The sequence below is a fragment of the Paenibacillus sp. G34 genome (assembly GCF_056856875.1).
In genome coordinates, this window is record NZ_CM166469.1 from 4,978,484 (window position 1) to 4,997,353 (window position 18,870).

Annotated in this window: 11 protein-coding genes and 2 tRNA genes; 5 read left to right on the forward strand and 8 right to left on the reverse strand. The window is 44.6% G+C overall.

Features of this window, described 5'->3' with window-relative positions:
* The first annotated feature begins 210 nt into the window (after window positions 1–210).
* The 3 genes from AC1VYS_RS22565 (at window position 211) to AC1VYS_RS22575 (ending at window position 4,183) form a co-directional block, all read left to right on the forward strand.
* A tRNA-Arg gene (locus tag AC1VYS_RS22565) sits at window positions 211–284 on the forward strand.
* Window positions 285–2,047: 1,763 nt separating this feature from the next.
* Window positions 2,048–3,283, forward strand: a complete 1,236-nt coding sequence (locus tag AC1VYS_RS22570; protein WP_482911549.1) for a CynX/NimT family MFS transporter — start codon at window positions 2,048–2,050, stop codon at window positions 3,281–3,283.
* A 372-nt stretch (window positions 3,284–3,655) separates the two neighbouring features.
* Entirely contained in the window at window positions 3,656–4,183 is a 528-nt protein-coding gene (locus AC1VYS_RS22575) for a GNAT family N-acetyltransferase (protein WP_482911550.1), read from the forward strand.
* A 138-nt stretch (window positions 4,184–4,321) separates the two neighbouring features.
* Here AC1VYS_RS22575 and AC1VYS_RS22580 read toward each other — a convergent pair whose 3' ends face one another.
* From AC1VYS_RS22580 to AC1VYS_RS22590, 3 genes are all read right to left on the reverse strand, one after another.
* Window positions 4,322–8,335 carry a S8 family serine peptidase gene (locus AC1VYS_RS22580; protein WP_482934412.1) on the reverse strand — a complete coding sequence of 1,338 codons (4,014 nt, stop codon included), beginning with the start codon at window positions 8,333–8,335 and terminating at the stop codon, window positions 4,322–4,324.
* Between the two features lie 469 nt (window positions 8,336–8,804).
* Entirely contained in the window at window positions 8,805–9,599 is a 795-nt protein-coding gene (locus AC1VYS_RS22585; protein WP_482911552.1) for a class I SAM-dependent methyltransferase, read from the reverse strand.
* A gap of 906 nt (window positions 9,600–10,505) precedes the next feature.
* Window positions 10,506–10,579, reverse strand: a tRNA-Arg gene (locus AC1VYS_RS22590).
* Between the two features lie 482 nt (window positions 10,580–11,061).
* Here AC1VYS_RS22590 and AC1VYS_RS22595 point away from each other — a divergent pair.
* A complete protein-coding gene (locus tag AC1VYS_RS22595; protein ID WP_482911553.1) occupies window positions 11,062–11,355 on the forward strand; it encodes a magnetosome magnetite crystal formation protein family in 294 nt (97 codons plus the stop codon).
* Window positions 11,356–11,634: 279 nt separating this feature from the next.
* On the opposite strand, the gene AC1VYS_RS22600 is transcribed toward AC1VYS_RS22595, so the two are convergent.
* Window positions 11,635–11,991, reverse strand: coding sequence for a hypothetical protein (locus tag AC1VYS_RS22600; protein ID WP_482911554.1), 357 nt, complete (start codon window positions 11,989–11,991; stop codon window positions 11,635–11,637).
* Window positions 11,992–12,056: 65 nt separating this feature from the next.
* Window positions 12,057–12,356, reverse strand: a complete 300-nt coding sequence (locus AC1VYS_RS22605; RefSeq protein WP_482911555.1) for a hypothetical protein — start codon at window positions 12,354–12,356, stop codon at window positions 12,057–12,059.
* A gap of 194 nt (window positions 12,357–12,550) precedes the next feature.
* Here AC1VYS_RS22605 and asnB point away from each other — a divergent pair, with 194 nt between their 5' ends.
* Window positions 12,551–14,395, forward strand: a complete 1,845-nt coding sequence (asnB, locus tag AC1VYS_RS22610; protein ID WP_482915095.1) for an asparagine synthase (glutamine-hydrolyzing) — start codon at window positions 12,551–12,553, stop codon at window positions 14,393–14,395.
* Between the two features lie 170 nt (window positions 14,396–14,565).
* On the opposite strand, the gene AC1VYS_RS22615 is transcribed toward asnB, so the two are convergent.
* The 3 genes from AC1VYS_RS22615 to AC1VYS_RS22625 all read right to left on the reverse strand — a co-directional run bounded on the left by AC1VYS_RS22615 (window position 14,566) and on the right by AC1VYS_RS22625 (window position 18,861).
* Window positions 14,566–16,263, reverse strand: coding sequence for a methyl-accepting chemotaxis protein (locus AC1VYS_RS22615; protein WP_482911556.1), 1,698 nt, complete (start codon window positions 16,261–16,263; stop codon window positions 14,566–14,568).
* Between the two features lie 352 nt (window positions 16,264–16,615).
* Window positions 16,616–17,479, reverse strand: coding sequence for an STM4011 family radical SAM protein (locus AC1VYS_RS22620; protein ID WP_482911557.1), 864 nt, complete (start codon window positions 17,477–17,479; stop codon window positions 16,616–16,618).
* The gene (locus AC1VYS_RS22625; protein WP_482911558.1) at window positions 17,476–18,861 is read right to left on the reverse strand and encodes an STM4012 family radical SAM protein; all 1,386 of its coding nucleotides are present in this window, start codon (window positions 18,859–18,861) and stop codon (window positions 17,476–17,478) included. The genes AC1VYS_RS22620 and AC1VYS_RS22625 overlap by 4 nt, the downstream gene beginning before the upstream one ends.
* Window positions 18,862–18,870: the final 9 nt, after the last annotated feature.

Sequence of the window (18,870 nt, forward strand, 5' to 3'; positions counted from 1 at the left end):
GAATCTCCAGCTGGAATCGACCATGAATAGATATATATCAACGAAATATGGATCTATTGTCTGAGTTCTTCTGATATTCTAACATAACCCTAATTAGAAAGAAAAAAACGTTGCAGCCGCCAAATATCATATACGAAAATGAGCCTGAAATAAAACATTTGATATTATTTTTTATTTATGATAAAATCATTTTTGCTTGAAAAATTTCATGTCTCAGTAGCTCAGCAGGATAGAGCAACGGCCTTCTAAGCCGTCGGTCGGGGGTTCGAATCCCTCCTGGGACGTTCAAACAAGAAGCCTCCTTCGGGAAGCTTTTTTTGCGTTCTGGGGATGAGAACCCCAAGGGTTCGTCGGAGCATCCGCATCGAGAGCATTCACTTCGCAGTCTCGACTGGAAGGAGAGTATCCCTCCTGGGACGTTCAAACAAGAAGCTTCCTTCGGGAAGCTTTTTTTGCGTTCTGGGGATGAGAACCCCAAGGGTTCGTCGGAGCATCCGCATCGAGAGCATTCACTTCGCAGTCTCGACTGAAAGGAGAGTATCCCTCCTGGGACGTTCAAACAAGAAGCTTCCTTCGGGAAGCTTTTTTGCGTTCGGGGGATGAGAACCCCAAGGGTTCGTCGGAGCATCCGCATCGAGAGCATTCACTTCGCAGTCTCGACTGGAAGGAGAGTATCCGCACAATGTTCTTTTGAATCATTAGCTTTGCGGGACTTGCTTTGCTGCCTTATAAACTTCAAGCTCTTAGCTTTAACTAAAGTGAGAATGCCGTTCCTGATAGCAAATAGTCCAGTATATAATGAGATCGCCCCCCCCCCCCCTCTCATCGTCGTTCCAGAAAACTCTAACGATCACCAGAGAGCTTATTTGCCTCATTTTAACCACTTTAAAATTCTAACGATCACCAGAGAGCTTATTCCCTAAATGTCGTGCTTTTTTTGTACTTTTTCGTGCGATATGGACTAAATAGCGTTCCTGAGGATCGTTAGAATTGGAAAAGACTCTTTTTCCTCCGAATAAGGTTTCTCGTGATCGTTAGAATTCAGCACCTAGTTTGAAGCTATAGGATGTCATGCCCTGTTCTAGAATGCGTTGTACATTGTATATCTTTTTTAAGATTTAAGTACGCTGAGAGATTATCTTTCAATTCCCGAGAGTTTTACACACTCTTCGAATACAGTATTTGTTCCACACACGGCCTCCACACGCTTATTCTTGCTGACCCTGCTCTTTTCTTCTTCCTTCCTCTCTTTCTGATGCCCCTCCCTCTGCTAACTCACACCTGCGTTTTTCTATTACCTTTATTCTTTCATTACCTCTTATCTATTTTTTTATCCAGTTAATCTTTCATTATCCAGTCTTAATCGCATCTTCCCACTTTATATCACTCTTTCGCCCCACTGACCCACTAAAATCACGCGTGCTCTTATTCATCCAGCCAGAACATTCCTCTAATAATTCTCTACTTCACTAATTCTCTACTATATATCATTCGACTTGAGCTAGAGACACACATCTGTTAAGTTTTACATTTCATTGCCCCATATTGACACACAATGTTATGCTTACTTAATGGATGTTGTGCCAATCCATACATATTACTTCACGTATCAATCCCTTTTAAGGTTATACTTAGTGACTGGCTGACGACTAATATCTTCACTTCATTGTGACTTATTGTTCACCTGTACATCTTTGCATTGTTTTTACTATTTGATTTTTTTATCTAAATTCAGACACATACTAAGGCGTTCTAAATAATTCACTTTAATAAGTTCCATCTATCTCTTTCACCACATCCATGGTCATCTCCATCGACGTAAAAGCAAGTTATTGTAAAATGAGGTTTTTGGAATCATCCTTTCGTTCCAGGTTTTTTGCTTGCTTACACCAGTTCGACTCCTAATCAACAATTAATTGTTAACGTGAGATCTAATTGTGCATCCGTTCTTGCTCTTATTCCATTGGACTAAAGTGTTCGTCGGATTATCCCAACAAAACAAACTTAAGCACCATCCACTCAACTTACTAGAAACAGGAGATTAATTATGCCATCACCTACACAACAGCAGCATTCCATCGCTTCCGGGGGAGATAAACATTCCCAACAAACCTCTCAAAAACTCGGGATGTCACTCGCTGGAATTATCGTCATCGCCGCTACCATGCGGTCACCCATCACAGCCACTGGCCCTGTCGTGGACTTGATTCGCTCCGACACAGGGATTGGCCATACTATGGCGGGTCTGCTAACCTCACTGCCTTTGATTGCTTTTGCAGCTGTTTCACCTTTTGCTCCTCGTCTTGCGAAACGTTTTGGGCTGGAGACCGCCCTGCTGCTTGCTGTAATTATTGTTACTGGCGGAATCGCTTTACGCTTACTTCCTTCCGTTCTGGCTCTATATGCGGGGACAGCTATTTTGGGATGTGGTATCGCCCTTAGCAATGTACTTCTGCCGAGTCTGATCAAACGCGATTTCCCGTTACGTGTTGGCATCGTCACCGGACTGTACTCAGTGTCGATGAACATGTTTGCTTCGATCTCCTCAGGCCTCAGTGTCCCCGTGGCAACAACCGCCCCGCTTGGCTGGAGGGCTTCATTAGGGATGTGGGCCATTCTGTCCCTGCTAGCTATTGTTTTATGGCTTCCACGGGCTGGGAGAGGACGCAAACAGATGTTATATGTTACTTCTCAGAGCGAAAACGCACCCGCACGCTTACGCACCTCTTCTCTCGCTTGGTTCGTAACGTTTTTCATGGGCATCCAGTCGTTAATCTTTTATACAACGATAACGTGGCTTCCCGAGATTCTCGCGGATCAGGGATTCAGTGCTGCTTCGGCTGGCTGGATGTTGTCTCTGATGCAGATGATTAGCGTACCTGCTACTTTTATTGTTCCGATCCTAGCCGGAAAAACACAAGATCAGCGAACACTAACCACCATAACGTGTTTGTGTCTCATTATCGGATATGCGTTACTTTTCAGCGATGTACCTACCCTCGTCACAATCGGGGTTGCTCTAGCCGGTATTGGTGCCGGAGCCTCATTTGGTCTGGTTACAATGTTTTTTGTTCTTCGCACCAATCATGCGCGAGAGGCTGCGAGTCTTTCCGGGATGGCTCAATCCTTCGGTTATATGCTTGCCGCAGGAGGTCCATTACTATTTGGTTTAATGCATGACTGGACCAACGGATGGACTCTCCCGCTGCTCGTACAGGTTCTGCTTGCGATTGCTCTGCTCATGACAGGACTCCAGGCGAGCAAAAACCGAACGGTTTCTTAGTTTTGAAAATATACCACCAGGAGAACGGTTCTGGATTCCTCCCTGTAAGTAAACAACAAGAAATGTCCTCTTCCTGTACACTGCACAGGGGAGGCCATTTCTCATATCTCGCTGTCGCCCTGTTCACCGGCTTTATGCCGGACAAGCGAGGGTTTTACTTTTCCAGAAAACAAAATCTGATTAGACTCCTTTACAGGAGCCATTCCCTGAAAATACCTTACCGAAACATAAGTGTTATACTAGCTATATAAAACTTAATTGCAATAAAATAGAAGTTGCGAGGTCAACATATATTCGTTCGAACCATAGCTTCAATCTGATTTACATAAGCAACTTTGTAGTATTTACTTTTAGTTATTTGGAGGAGGAATCATGAAACTCGTCATTGAGAAGTTAAAAGACACAGACTTTGAAAACCTATATGAATTTGAAATTGAAAACAGAACTTTTTTCGAGGAAATGATACCATCTCGAGGAGATGATTATTACAGACCTGAGGTTTTTAGAGTGAAAACTGAAATGTTGCTTGATGAGCAAGCTAAAGGGCTCTCATATTTTTATTTAATAAAAGATGAAAATCGTTCTATTCTTGGAAGAATAAATTTAGTGGATATCAACTTTTCTAATAAAATAGGATTTCTCGGTTATAGAGTAGGAAAAATCAACACTGGGAAAGGTATCGCGAAACAAGCATTAAAATTATTACTCCAAACAAGCATTGATTTAGATATAAAAGAAGTTCATGCAAAAACGACCACCCGCAATATAGCATCTCAAAAAGTTCTAATGCAAAACGGGTTCAAGCATACGGTGACTAGTGATGAAGAATTTGAAATGAATGGACAAATGCTGCAATTCACCAATTATATTTGGATAAATAAACATCATCCCTCCCTGTAAGTAAACAACAAGAAATGGCCTCTTCCTGTACACTGCACAGGGGAGGCCATTTCTCATATCTCGCTGTCGTGCTAGTCACCGGCTTTACGCCGAATCGAGCGAGGTTTTACTTTTTCACACAACAAGCTCTTACCGCGTTTACTTCACCTTCACCGTAATGGTATTGGTGTTTGTCACTCCGGCAGCGTTAACCAACTCGGCTCGGTACGTATACGTACCAGATGTTTTGCCTTTCACTGCCGTTACAGCAAATTGGGGCAGCGGTGTTGTCGCTTTGAGTGACTGTGTATCGATCAACTCATCATTCTCATAAAGACGATACTCGGTTGCATTCGTTCCCCACCACAAGTTCATCATCACCTTGTAATTGCCGTCCACATCCCAGTTATCGTGGGATAGTACCGCTTTGCCAGGCAGTGCATCGGTCACCCGCACAGTCAGCGTCTGACTGCGCGTAACGCCCTTATCATTGGCTAGCTCGGCAACATAAGTGTAGGTGCCATTGGTTTTGCCTTTAATTTTCGTTTGAGCAAACTGTGCCCAAGGCGCGTTATAGGTCAATTTTTGCGAATCAACCAATACGCCATCCTCATACAGCTTGTAGCTCGTTGCATTTTCACCCCACCACATGTTCATGGACACCGTGTAGTCGCCCCCTAACAGACCGTTCACAAAGCCGTTATTGTGGGACAACATTGGTGTGCCAGGTGCTTTCGTAGCTGGTGTTTCAGGTTCAGTCTGCGCAGATTCCACTGTAATGGTCGTGCTAGCCGTACCACTAAGACCTTGTTCGTCTTTTACCGTAGTCTCAACAGTATACGTACCACCTTCGACACCCTCCAAGGTATATTCGAAATTGGCATCTGCCTGAACATTAAATGTGCCTTCTTTCAATGTGGAGCCATCTTCCTTTTTCACGACGTAGGTAGCTTCCAGCGCTTTCGTCGGATCAAGGGTAATGCTCCACCCTTTAGCCAGTGCAGGTGCAGCGCGGAAATACAGATCATCCACCGTACCGTTAATCACAACCGCGTCCTCCGCTTTGAACTCCAGTGATTCTGGAGCAGTTACTGCCGGGGCTGTCTTTTTAACCAAAAACGGAGGTGTATCTTTTTTATAAGTCTTTCCGTCCGCACCGATCGTCGTGATATCCACTGTATACAATCCGTCCGCAATATCAGTGACTTCTTCCGTAGTGTAATCCGAATACTGGCCATCCCAAGCCAGCGTGTATTTTGTATTTGCATTAAAATTATAATAATTTCCAAAGATAGAGCCGATGTAACCATCTTGATAATGGCCACCCTCAGGATCAAGGCCGTTATAAATTTCAATCAGTGCAAATGTCATTGGATTATAGAATTCCATTGCAACGTTCAACGTATCCAGTGAACCGTCTGCCTTCAACGGATAGTAAAACGGATTTTTGGCAGTCCCTTTGACCGTTTCAATGTACTTCACTCCGCTGGATGTCACGTTAAAGTGTGCCACATAGGGTACAGTAAACGAATTTGTTCCATTCGTAATTTCAATGTAACCTTGCGCCTCAGTTAGCGCTGTAACACCACGAGGAACAGTAATGGTCACAGCAAGCTCTTCCTCCCCATTCAAGGTGAATGAAGTTTTATCAACGGCAACAGAAACCCCCGGCACCGTACGAGTCGGATTCACATTCACCGTATACTCGCCGTTACTTCCGTTCAAGGCCTGAACCTTGATCGTTTTGGTTACTGTTTTTTCATCCGTACTCATAAAGTTGCCATAGTTGATACTTCCCGTGATGTTTTCTTTTTCAACTACGGAACCACTCTCCGTATACTGGGTCACATCCATAACTTTGACAAAAGCGGCTGGATCAATCGATTTCACCGCTTGAATGCGCCCTGAACCCTGATCAAACACGTCATATTTGACTGTGTCCATGATCTTGGCATTATTCATCAGAGCAACCTTGACATCAAAAGCAGTCCAGTCCGGGTGCTTTTCAAGAAGGAGTGCAGCGAGACCTGCTACGTGCGGTGCAGCCATGCTTGTTCCACTTTTGCGATCATACGCTTGCGCATAATCTGCTTCAGGTTCATCTTTGCCATAGGCAGGAATGGTGGACAAAATGTTGGCACCCGGTGCAACGACATCCGGTTTAATATCCAATGTTACTTTGGCAGGTCCGCGGGAACTGGAAGTACTCATCTCATCCCCAGGTGTCTGACTGCGTTCAATATCACTGAAATTGACTTCAACTGCTTGACCCGCATCCAGTTCAGCTTTAATCACTTCGCCATCTTCCTTCGACATGCTGAGTGTCGGAATCAGATCAAAGTTGTCTCCAAGACTAACACCAATCGGTCCTGGAATATTGTTATACACAATGACCGCCACGGCTCCAGCCGCTTTGGCATTGGCAATTTTCTCCACAAAGGCGAGTTCGCCGCGCTGGATCAAAGCGACTTTGCCTGTAAAATCCTTACCTTCGAAATCTGCAGGTTTACCCAGAGCTGCAAATTCAACATCATATCGATCTGTCAAAACTGCTTCAGGATCAGCCGCAAGACTCCAGCCCATCACATCCAGACGGTACACGGATTCGGCCAATGACTGAGGTGTTTGTTCCTTATTCGAAGGTGATGTTGGTGCAGTTGTCTCTGCCACCTCTGACGTTGGAGCAGTACCTTCATCCGTCATTTCATTGTCCATATTCGCTTCTGGTGCTGAAGCTTGATCATTTTCAGGCTGTGCAGTTTGTTGTGACTCATCAGATGACGTTGCATCCGTTATATCAGCATCAGACTCATTGCCGCTATTCTGAGCAGGTGCAACCTCTCCTACTTCACTTTCAGGTGTAGCGGCTTCCGCCTCACCTTCTGGTGCGGTTACCGGTGTAACAGCCGGCTCCTGTGTTTCAGGAGCATTCCCCAGTTCAGGAGTTTGCTCCTTTTCTGGAACTGGCTGTTGCTCAGGCGCCGTTTTCTCGCCTGCTTCACCAATCCAGAAATGTGTGTTCGCCGTAATGACCTGGCTAGGGCCTGTAGAGTTACCTACTGTAATCGCCATTGCAGATGCACCCGGTGAACCAAGAGTATAACGGTTAGGCCCACTGTTACCACTGGATACAACCGCAGTTACTCCAGACAGCATTGCATTATTCAACGCTACCGAAGTGACATAGCTTGGATCATTATTTTCGGCACCAAGCGACAGGTTGATGACATCCATTCCGTCCGCTACTGAACGGTCAATTCCGCCGAGTACCCAAGACGTCTGTCCACTACCATAAGGCCCTAAAACACGGTATGCATAAATATCCGCTTCAGGAGCAATCCCGACGACCCCATAGTCTCCCGCTTCACGAGCAGCGACCGTACCTGAAACGTGTGTGCCATGAGAAGTATAATAAGAGCTTCCTCTTTCATTAAGCTCAGGCTGACCTGATGCTTTCCATTCCTGATAGGTCGCTTCATAAGGATCATCATCGTTATCTACAAAATCCCATCCGCCCTTATAAGCATCGCGCAGATTCGGGTGATTGTAGTCAATACCGGTATCAATAACGCCGACTTTCACACCTCTTCCTTTATACCCCAGATCCCATACTTCAGGAGCTCCGATAAAAGGCGCTGTATCTTTCATATGCGGATTAACCTCGCCTGTGTCTGGCGCAAGCGTCACTTCATAGTCAGGGTATACACTCACTACGCCTGGTATTTGAAGCAATTGTCCCAATTGATTCCCTTTTACTTCAAGGGATACACCATTAAGGGCATATGCATAATTGTCCAATACTTCGTGTTTGATTTTTTTCTGAGTGAGGCTATGTACAAATGACTGTTGTTGGTCTTCAACTTGAGTCACAGCCTTGGTTTCCATCGAGGAGGTGAATGATCTTCCTGAGAGGGTTGATTCGCCTTGTGCTACAGCAACAGGTTTATTGGAAAGTTCAACGATGACCCGTGTGTTCTCTCCACCAAGACCTTCCAGACTTTTATCTAGAAAGGGATCTGCAGCAATTCGAGCTTCCCGACCGGCAAGCAGCTCTCTCATTTGCTTTGCTTCGGTGCTGTTTAATGTGTTATCAAGTTCAATTGCGGAATCCGCGGAAGCGGCTCCGGCTGCAGGCAGGATAAGGGAAAAAACCATAAGGAAACTCATTAACATAGATATCAATCGTTTATTCAAGGCGATGCCCTCCTTCTTCGTGTATATGCCTCACCACATGGGATCACGTTGCCAGAAGTACTGCAATACTTTCGACCATTTCACCGCCAATCTGCAAGATGTTTGACCCCTGGTAAATTATTCTACCAAAATATCACAAATTCCTTCTAAATACTTACATTATGATATAGAAATTACTTATATGGGTCTTTAGGACGATATATATTCGCATTTGTATATTTTTGTCGTTTGGATATTTAAATTTTAAATATTCAGTTTAAAAACAAGGAAAAACCATGCTTTTCTGAACAAAAGAAGGGCATGGTTTTGGATAATTTATATTGGGGGGGTTCAGGATTCATTGGGATTAGCCTACCCTTATTGGGATGAGAGTAGTGAAGAGCTGTTGCTAGTTATGAGAAATAAGAGAATTACATTCATATAACAATCTTTCTCAGTTATTCTCCCATTAAGTTTCGGGTTTAAACGCTTCAATTCGAATGCGCTTGTAATCCGCATAGATCGCATCATTTTTCCACAGTTTTGGAGTCACGATCCGGCTGATTTCCCGGCACCATTCCTCCACCTGCTCGGAGCTGAACCCCTCGAAATAGTCATCACCAAAATGAGCCAACCAGCCTATGATTCCTTCCTCCCCTTCTGCTAGTTTGGTAGGCCGGTCATAGTGATAGGCCTGTCGAACCACAAAGCCTCTGTTTTCCAAAAGTGTGCTGTATTGTGCAATCGTCGGAAAATACCATGGATTACGCTCCGCAGCCTTGATTCCTGTGTGCCGTTCCAGTACTTCCTCTATCGCATTCACAATGATCTGCACATTCCCTTTACCGCCAAATTCGGCCACAAATCGCCCTCTTGGCTTCAGGGCAAGCCACACACAGTCTACAACATTTTGTGGATTGCGCATCCAGTGTAACGCAGCGTTGGAAAAAACAGCATCAAATTGGCGCTCTGTCTTAAACTGCTGGCCATCCGCTTCCCAAAACTCCAACCCAGGAAACTTTTTCTTCGCTTGATTGATCATGTCAGAAGAGGCATCTATGCCTGCCACCTCCGCGCCGAATTGGGAAATCTCATGGGTTAAATCGCCGGTTCCACATCCAAGATCAAGAATGGATTCTCCTGCTTTCGGATGAAGCCAAGGGATGAGGCTTTTTCCATACTCCGATACAAAAGCCAGCTGATTGTCATACTCTTCTGCCTGCCACTGATTGATTGATTTCATCTGTTTCACCGTCGCTTTCACTGTTGATATCCTCATTGTGGCACAAATTACTTTATTGATAAAATATATATAATCTATTTAACTTATAGGAAAAAACAATCAAGCGACGCTATCAGCAGACATAAAAATCCGCTCGATGAAGGAGAACATTCTACATTTCATGCTTCCATACCTGTCAACAGCCAGGCAAAAATAGATAGGATGTGTAAATCAAGTATTTAGGATGAGCTTACAGAAGGAAGAAGACTGCTCTGTAGTATATATTATCTGTAGTATATATTAAACGGAGGAATAGACAGCGTATCCTACCTCCTTTTGTTGAACTGAATTTTCTAACGATCACGAGAAGCCTTATTTGGTGAAGAAAAAATCTTTTTCAATTCTAACGATCCTCAGAAACGCTATTCAGTTAAATCAACACGAGAAAGCATAATAAATGCCCTAAATCAAGAAAATAATCTCTCTGGTGATCGTTAGAATTTCAAAACGCCTAAAGTAAGGCAAATAAGCTCTCTCGTGATCGTTAGAATTTTATCGGCACGATAGCGAGGGTCGATCTCACTGTAAAATGGCTTATTGTCTCCAAAGAACGGCATTCTCCCTGTGTGGGAAGCATTCCCTATACACAAAAAAGCTTCCCGAAGGAAGCTTCTTGTTTGACGTCCCAGGAGGGATACTCTCCTTCCAGTCGAGACTGCGAAGTGAATGCTATCGATGTAGATGCTCCGACGAACCTTTGGGGTTCTCATCCCCAGAACGCAAAAAAGCTTCCCGAAGGAAGTTTCTTGTTTGACGTCCCAGGAGGGATACTCTCCTTCCAGTCGAGACTGCGAAGTGAATGCTATCGATGTAGATGCTCCGACGAACCTTCGGGGTTCTCATCCCCAGAACGCAAAAAAAGCTTCCCGAAGGAAGCTTCTTGTTTGACGTCCCAGGAGGGATTCGAACCCCCGACCGACGGCTTAGAAGGCCGTTGCTCTATCCTGCTGAGCTACTGAGACAAATATGTATAATAAAATTCGGCACGATCTCTATTATACTCCGATTTCTATTTTTAGCAATAGTTTTATTAAAAATTAATAATGCAGCCTAATAACAACCAGTACCGTATAAGTATGTATACTAAAACAAAAAGCCGAATAAGGTAATCATATTGAGGTAATATTGAGTACTATCAATCAGTACTATCGATCGGTACTACCAATAGTCCCTGCAGCCTTCAGAGAGAGTAGCAGTACAGTACGCAACAGCATCTTGTTAACACTAGGTCTATATGGATCTATGCATTTCTGTTGATGTAAATCCTATGCCTGCCACATTTTCTGGACTTGCAGCAGTACCTGTACTGTGTCTTTACCTGTACTTATGTCTGCACACGTGTACGTGTACCGATAGGAAATGCATACTTATTCAGCAGCCCTTAAGCTGGGTAATTGGTTTGCATACATACCCATGTGAAATTTCATCAAAGGAGAGAACATTTATGAGACAACTTTTATCGTCCCTATCCTATTTTAGCATTTTCTTTGCCCCGTTCCTGTTCCCCATTATTGTATGGATTGTGGCCAGGGATGAATACATCGCCGGACACGCGAAGCGTGCTCTGTTCTCCCATGTGTTCCCGTTTCTTGCGGCGATTCCGTTACTATATTTTTTTGTGACAGCCCAAAGTTTGGGATCAGCGATCGGGTTCGTAGTTTTGTTCTTTATCATTTATGGCCTGAGCTTTGTATACAATGTGGTGAAAGGCATTCAGGTTCTGCGTGAATATTACTGAATTACTGAATCATTCTAACCCACCGCAAACAAAATATGCACTCACTCATCAACAAACCCGCCGTGATGCTACGGCGGGTTTTTCCATCACTACTCTTGAATTCCACAATACATCTCGTTACTCTCTTGTACTTGCGCTTCTCTACTTCATTTCCTGTTTCTTACTGTCCTTCGACCCTTCACTGTACCCTACTTCACTTTCAGATCTTTCAGATCTTTTGTTCTTTCCATTGCTGCTGATTGCAGTAACACAATCACTTGTGCAAGTTAAGCTAGCTGCTTACCCCTGACCAATCAAATATCGCTGCAGCGTTGGGCCAAGCAAACCAAAGGCAAGCAGATTACTTTGAAACTGTGCTTTGTCCTCTTCTGCTGTGATGCCCTCACTATTTTCAAATGCTGTTTCTGTAGCATCTTCAAAAGCGGTATGCATATTGTTGTTATACCAGTCGATAGCGCCATCTGAGTGATTACGCACAATGCGCACTACCTGCAGTTCATTCCCCGGCTGAGCCCTAGCTACATATACAAGTAAAGACGGATCGCCTGTATTACCCGGTTGTACCTCCACTTCAGCACAAGACATTCCATCCACTTCCGTTAATCTACGTATTTTAGCATCCTGAATGGCATACATCGTTATCTTCTCCTTTTGTTCTGATCACTTTCACTTGCTTCATACCAATCATCTAGCTTGCCTGTTCAAGTACTTTGTTCGATCTGATGCTTAGTCTCCGGTGTCCCCAAGCGGTAAATTTCCCGATACACTTGCTGCAAAACGGCTTCATAAGCACGGTTCACATTATGTTCCGGCGTATCCGGCCATGGAAATACCATTCCGGGAAAAGCTTCTTCTTCCTTTTCCTGCATAAGATAAAGCAATCCCAGTAAATGTTCGGCTTCCTGCGGTGTTGCCTGAATCACCCATTCATACGACGTTGTAGTTGGATCGGGTATGACGGAGCGGCCCATGACAGACACATAGTAGTTGATTCTGTCCATTACATGTTCTCCCCTTCAGAGGCAGCTAAAGGCTGTTATCCCTAGATGTAGTTTCCGAAGAGGACAGACATTTTATGCCTGCATTCGGCATATATTTGTTACGACCTCTGACGAAAAAGACAACATTTGCTAGTTGCTTACGATTTTTAGCAGCATACGGATGAATGACTCGACCAAGAAAGGATGAACAAACCATGTGCGGTATAACCGGCTTCGTACAGTGGAATCGGGATTTGACACAGGAATCGGAGCTGCTCGTCCGAATGACGGATAGCTTATCGAACCGCGGCCCCGACGCTTCAGGTACATGGATTTCCAACCCCTGTGCTTTTGGACATCGCCGCCTCAGCGTAATGGATCCAGAGAACGGGGCACAGCCCATGCATGCGTTACAGGGAGATACCTCCTATACCGTTGTGTATAACGGAGAACTATACAATGCACCCGAATTGAAAAAAGAGTTACTTCAGCGTGGGCACCATTTCCGTACCCAATGTGACACCGAAGTTCTACTTGCCTCCTATATCGAGTGGGGTCCTGTGTGTGTAGAAAAATTTAACGGCATCTTTGCTTTTGCCATTTGGGACAGCGGAAGAGAACAGGTTTTCATCGCTCGTGACCGCCTTGGCGTGAAGCCTCTGTTCTACAGTAATACAAAGGATAGCCTCGTTTTTGGTTCGGAACCCAAAGCGTTGCTTCTGCATCCGGATGTGGAAGCTACTGTAGGACCGGAGGGACTCGCAGAAGTATTTATTGTGGGCCCTGCACGAACACCAGGACATGGCGTTTACTCTTCATTACATGAACTGAAGCCTGCCCATGCCATGATTTTTAGCCGTAACGGGATTAAAACCTATGCCTATTGGAAACTCGAGTCCGTGAAACACGAACATAATCTGGAAGAGACTGCAGCTGAAGTACGTCGTCTGTTACAGGACACGCTGGAACGCCAGTTAGCTTCCGATGTTCCTGTATGCTCTCTTTTATCCGGCGGCCTTGACTCCAGTGCCTTGTCTGCTTTGGCTGTTGATTATTACAACCGGACGGGGCAAGGTCAAGTCAGTACGTATTCGGTTGATTATGTGAATAACGCCAAACATTTCCAGGCACATTCCTTCCAGCCCGGGGCCGATGGTCCATGGATTCAGCGAATGGTTGATGAGCTCAAAACCGATCACCACTGGATCGAGATTGAAAATGGAGAACTTGTACACGCACTTACTCAGGCTATGCTGGTAAGAGATCTGCCGGGCATGGCAGATGTAGATTCTTCCTTGTACCTGTTCTGTAAAGAGATCAAAAAGGGAGCCACCGTCGCCATCTCTGGTGAAGCTGCTGATGAAGTATTTGGGGGTTATCCTTGGTTTCATCGGGATGAAATGCTGAACTCAGGCACATTCCCTTGGTCTGTAGCACCTGATATGCGGGCAGGACTGTTATCTCCAGACATTCGCGAGTGGATTAGACCACTTGACTACCTTGCAGATCGATATTCGGATGCCGTTGCCGAGGTTCCGTTACTGAAGGGTGAAACTGGAAAGACAGCACAGATGCGTGTGATGTCTTACTTAAATATCACTCGGTTCATGCCTACACTGCTGGATCGCAAAGACCGGATGAGTATGGGCGCCGGATTAGAAGTACGTGTTCCTTATTGTGATCATCGTCTGATCCAATATGTATTCAACATTCCCTGGGAAATGAAAATTACCGGTGGAAGAGAGAAAGGCATTTTGCGAAAAGCACTTGAAGGTGTGCTACCTGATGATGTTTTATATCGTAAAAAGAGCCCTTATCCCAAGACACATAATCCTCAATATCTTGCAGCCGTTAAGCAACAGGTGCTTGAAATACTGGATGATCCATCATCGCCAATTTTGCCATTAATCGACAAAGTGCAGATTCGAAATCTCGCTTCTTCACCGGACGCCTCTTCCAATCTGCCTTGGTTTGGACAATTAATGTCAGGGCCGCAATTGTTTGCTTATTTGACCCAAATCAATAGCTGGCTGAGGGCCTACAACGTCGCCATCCGATAAATACCTTACCCTCAGTTCATCTGTACTTTCGAACACAGGGTACACCTATTCAGAACAATGATGGTCACCGACATGAATTTAGCAACTAAAGATGCCCCTAAACCATTAATATGGCGTAGGGGCACTTTCACATATTTTTTTCCTCAGTTAAGAGACTTTAAATTGAGCAATTAAGAGACTTTAAAACGGGCAACAGACTGCTGCAATACCTCCGCCATAGATGAAAGATCATTCGCAGCCGATGCAATCTCCTGCATTGCAGACAATTGCTCTTCGGTTGTTGCACTTACCTCTTCTGTACCCGCAGCCGCGTTCTCCGTTACGTCCATAATTGATTTCATAGAGGCATTAATCTGCTCTACACCAGCATTCATCTGTTCAATGGAAGCGGATACCTCCTGTGCCTGCCCTGCAACTCCACTCACGGAAGATCGAATCTCGTCAAAAGTAGATCCTGCCTGATGCACTAATTGAATTCCTTCTTGCACCTCAGATGATACCACACTCATTGAAAGCGCAGCATTTCTCATGCCTGTCTCAATGGAAGAAACAAGTCCGACGATTTCTCCTGCAGACTGTGCAGACTGCTCTGACAATTTCCTAACTTCTGTAGCCACAACCTGGAACCCTCTCCCGTGCTCCCCGGCTCTCGCTGCTTCAATGGCTGCATTAAGTGATAACAGATTCGTTTGCGCAGATATTTCCGAGATTGCATCTACCATTTTCACAATATCTGTCGAGTGCTTACTGAGTTCTTCAATAACTCCTGCAAGGCTCGAAACCGTGTTCTGAATGGAATTCATCTGCCCCACTGCTGAGCGAATGGATTCACTACCGGAGATCGTCTGGGAAGATGCTTCTGCAGCCTGCTCCGAAACAACGGTTGTATTTTCAGCCACTTGCCTGAAACCGGTTGCCAGTTCATTCATCGTTTGGAATCCTTCACTGACCATACGAACCTGCGAATCCATTCCTGCTGCAATCTCGCCCATTGTCGTAGCAACTTGTTCATTAGCTATAGCGGTCTGTTCTGTACTTGCCGTTAATTCTTCCGATGAAGCTGCTACACGTTCAGCACCATCGTTCACCTGATGGATCAGCGCACGTAAATTAACTGACATCAAGTTAAACGCCTCAGCCATCTCCCCAATCTCGTCTTTGTTACGGACCTTGATCGACTCACCTGTCAGATCACCCTCGGCGATTCGGCCAGCAGCTTGTGCAACCGCCTGAACAGGTTTGGAAATCACTCGACCGATAATGATTGCAATTGCTAAGCCAATAAGAATAGAAACGATACCAAGGATAGTGATCAAACGAAGAACACTAGAGGTTTGGATATTGGCTGCAGAGATCCCCTCATCCATCGCTTTTTGCTGATGGTTTTCCATAGACTCAACAATGTTTTCAAATTCAGTTATAAGCGGCGGGACTGTATTCTCCATTAACTGAGATATTTCTCCCACATTCCCTTGCTTGGTCATAGACATTATGTTTTTTGAAATTTCATAATATTGGCTCATCAATTTGCTGGAGTCTGCCAGATATTGTTTCATATTGGCACTTGTAACTGTCGCTTTTAAATCTTCGCTCAATTTTATGTAATCTTCATATGCTTGCTGAAATGCGTCCTCATTGTCCTGACTAGGTTGCATGATGTAATTCCTCAAAGCAACTTGTTGTGATTTAAGATCAATCGTCATATTTTTGATTTTCAGCAATTTGCTAGTTCTATCATTTATTAAATCGGTGAACGTTTTCTCCAAGCTTACAAATTGAAAGTATGAAATAGCTGTAACCGCTATCAACAACAATAGAACGGATGAAAAACCGATAAGCAATTTTTGACTGATGGATACTCTTTTCACTTTGAATTCCTCCTGAGGTTCAATGAAATGTTGTAAAACTAAATATCTTTTACGTATTTACCCCTCCTACAATTAAGACTAAAGACCTATAATATGATATATATCGATACTATAAACACTAATATCATTTACCAAACAGGTCTTTGTTCCTAATTTATACTAACCCAAATTGAACCAAACTTGAATCAAAAAATATTTTAAATTTGTAAACAAAAAAGTCAAGACCTATTTGAAAGTAGAGAATCATGATTTTTCCCATCGAAACAAAACAAAAAAAAACAAAAAAACATCTTTCAGTACACTTGCACGCAAACCTTTCGGTTTGAGAACAAGTACTTACTGAAAGATGTTTTTATTGATGGATGAAGGCTGGATTCCGTTCCAGCAGTCCTGTGCCAAATGTTTCTCTAAACGGGGAATCCTGCATATGAATATAACCGATATAACAACCGCATTTTTTCATACTACAAGGTCGGTCTTTCGCCAAAGCCTGTAAGTCGTCACGATAGAGATGACCAATGATGCGGCGATCCTTGTAACACCTTTTCACATGCCCCGAGCCTTGCACGTAAAATACATCCGAGCCTGCGGCACAGTTCTTGCCCAAACTGTCATAGTCCTGCAAATTCCCCTCAAACAACGGGTCGATTCCCTTGAGAAACTTTATTTCGTCCGGGGTGTAGTAATCGGGCCGATCTTTGAACGCATTAACCCACATATACACATCGTCCGGCAGAGCTTTTCTCATGCTTTCTATCGCTGGAAATGCACTGCGCAAGCCTACCGTACCTACACTGAAAGACAGTCCCATCTCACGTAAAGTCATACATTGGTTTACAAAGGATGTCTCTTTGGTCTCACGGGGATGATATGTTGCCCAGAAGGCGGCTTTGCCCACATGCAACTCACGTGCCCAGTCTAGTTTGACTGACAGGTTCGTCTGAATTGCTACTTTTTCCACATGGGCCATATGTGACAATTCAACCATCGCTTCCCGATACCATCGCCGCACCAAGGCTTCTCCATAGGGGTTGAAAAATATAGAAAAACGATGCCCATGACTCTCCTGTTCCCTCACCCAGTTAACAAATTGCCGCAACTGTTGTTCATCCACATTCAGCGTTTCTTTGGAATCCACTGTTTTACTAAACGGGCAATAAGGACAATCATAGTTACAGGAGGACAACTTCCCCCGATAATATAAGGTCGCTTTCATGAGAAAACAAATCCTTCCATCTGCTCACGAATCTTCGCAGAGATAAGCCAATCTCCTATGGCATCGGAGTATCCCAGCCCCTCTTCTGTCAAACGCAGCACTCGCCCTCCAGCATCAACATCGAAACTTGCCATCTCTTCTGCCAGCAATGCGTTTAGCCAAGGGTAATCAGACATAACATCAGTTCCAAATCTCTCCTGGTAGGCGGACAATAGGAGTCCTTCCCGATGCAGCAATGCTTTTAATATGAATCGGCGTCTCTGCTCTTCAAGATTTAATACGATGCCATAATCGGCAATGTCGTAGCGTTCAGCGTTTACATAATCGGCAATAATGCTCTGTGTTGCTTTATAAGTCACACCATACTTTGAGGCATAGTGCACCTCGCTCGTATAGGATCGAGCACCACATCCGAGACCAACCATACCTTCTTCCTGACAGCTGTAGGGTAACAGTACTTTGGCAGAAGACTGTTCCTTCGCAAACCTACGCATGGAATATTGTACATATCCTTTGCTTTTTAACAGCTCACGTGCAGCTTTGTACAGCTCCATGCGGATATCGGGCCCTTGACGTTGTATATCTTCTGGCTTCACAATTGTATTCTCCCGCGTATACAACGGATAAATAAATATTTCACCCGGATCATAGGCCAGCACACGTTCAAGGGAATAGATCCACGTATTCACGGTTTGACCTGGCAAACCGTAGATCAGATCCAGATTCAACAGCGGAAAATCATAACGAATCAACTTCTCCAGTGCCCGCTCTACCTCCTGCGGTTTTTGCGGCCGATAGATGGCAGAGGCCTCCGCCTCAATAAAGCTCTGAATTCCCATACTTACTCGATCCACTCGTCGTTCCTTCAAAATGCCCAGTTTCCCATCCGTAACCGTGTCAGGGGATGTCTCCACCGAAATGGAAGCCTGCGACGAATCCAATCCCATCGTATGCTCGGCAATGTCGAACAATCGGCTGAGTTGCGACTCATTCAACAAGGTTGGGGTTCCCCCGCCAATGGCAAACCGTGAATACGGTCTACGCGACGTAATCGGCGCCCACTGTTTTGCCTGACGTTCAAGTGCACCCACGTACTGTTCATGGCTATCCTGCCTTTTGTCCGGCAATGTGAACAGATTACAAAATCCGCAACGAGCGGCACAGAAAGGAATATGCATGTATAAAAAGTAAGTTTCCGTATCCTCCTTTTCCCACAAAGATTGCAATGAAATCGGGGGATTCAGCTCACGATACGCTGTCTTATGCGGATAGGAGTATAGATAAGAACGATAAGGGAATTTCAGCACTTCACGAAGAGTTGCTGTTGAATCGGAGCCAGATTGTGCGGCACCTGCTGTAGTTTGCTCTGCATACTCACTCATCGGGCTTCC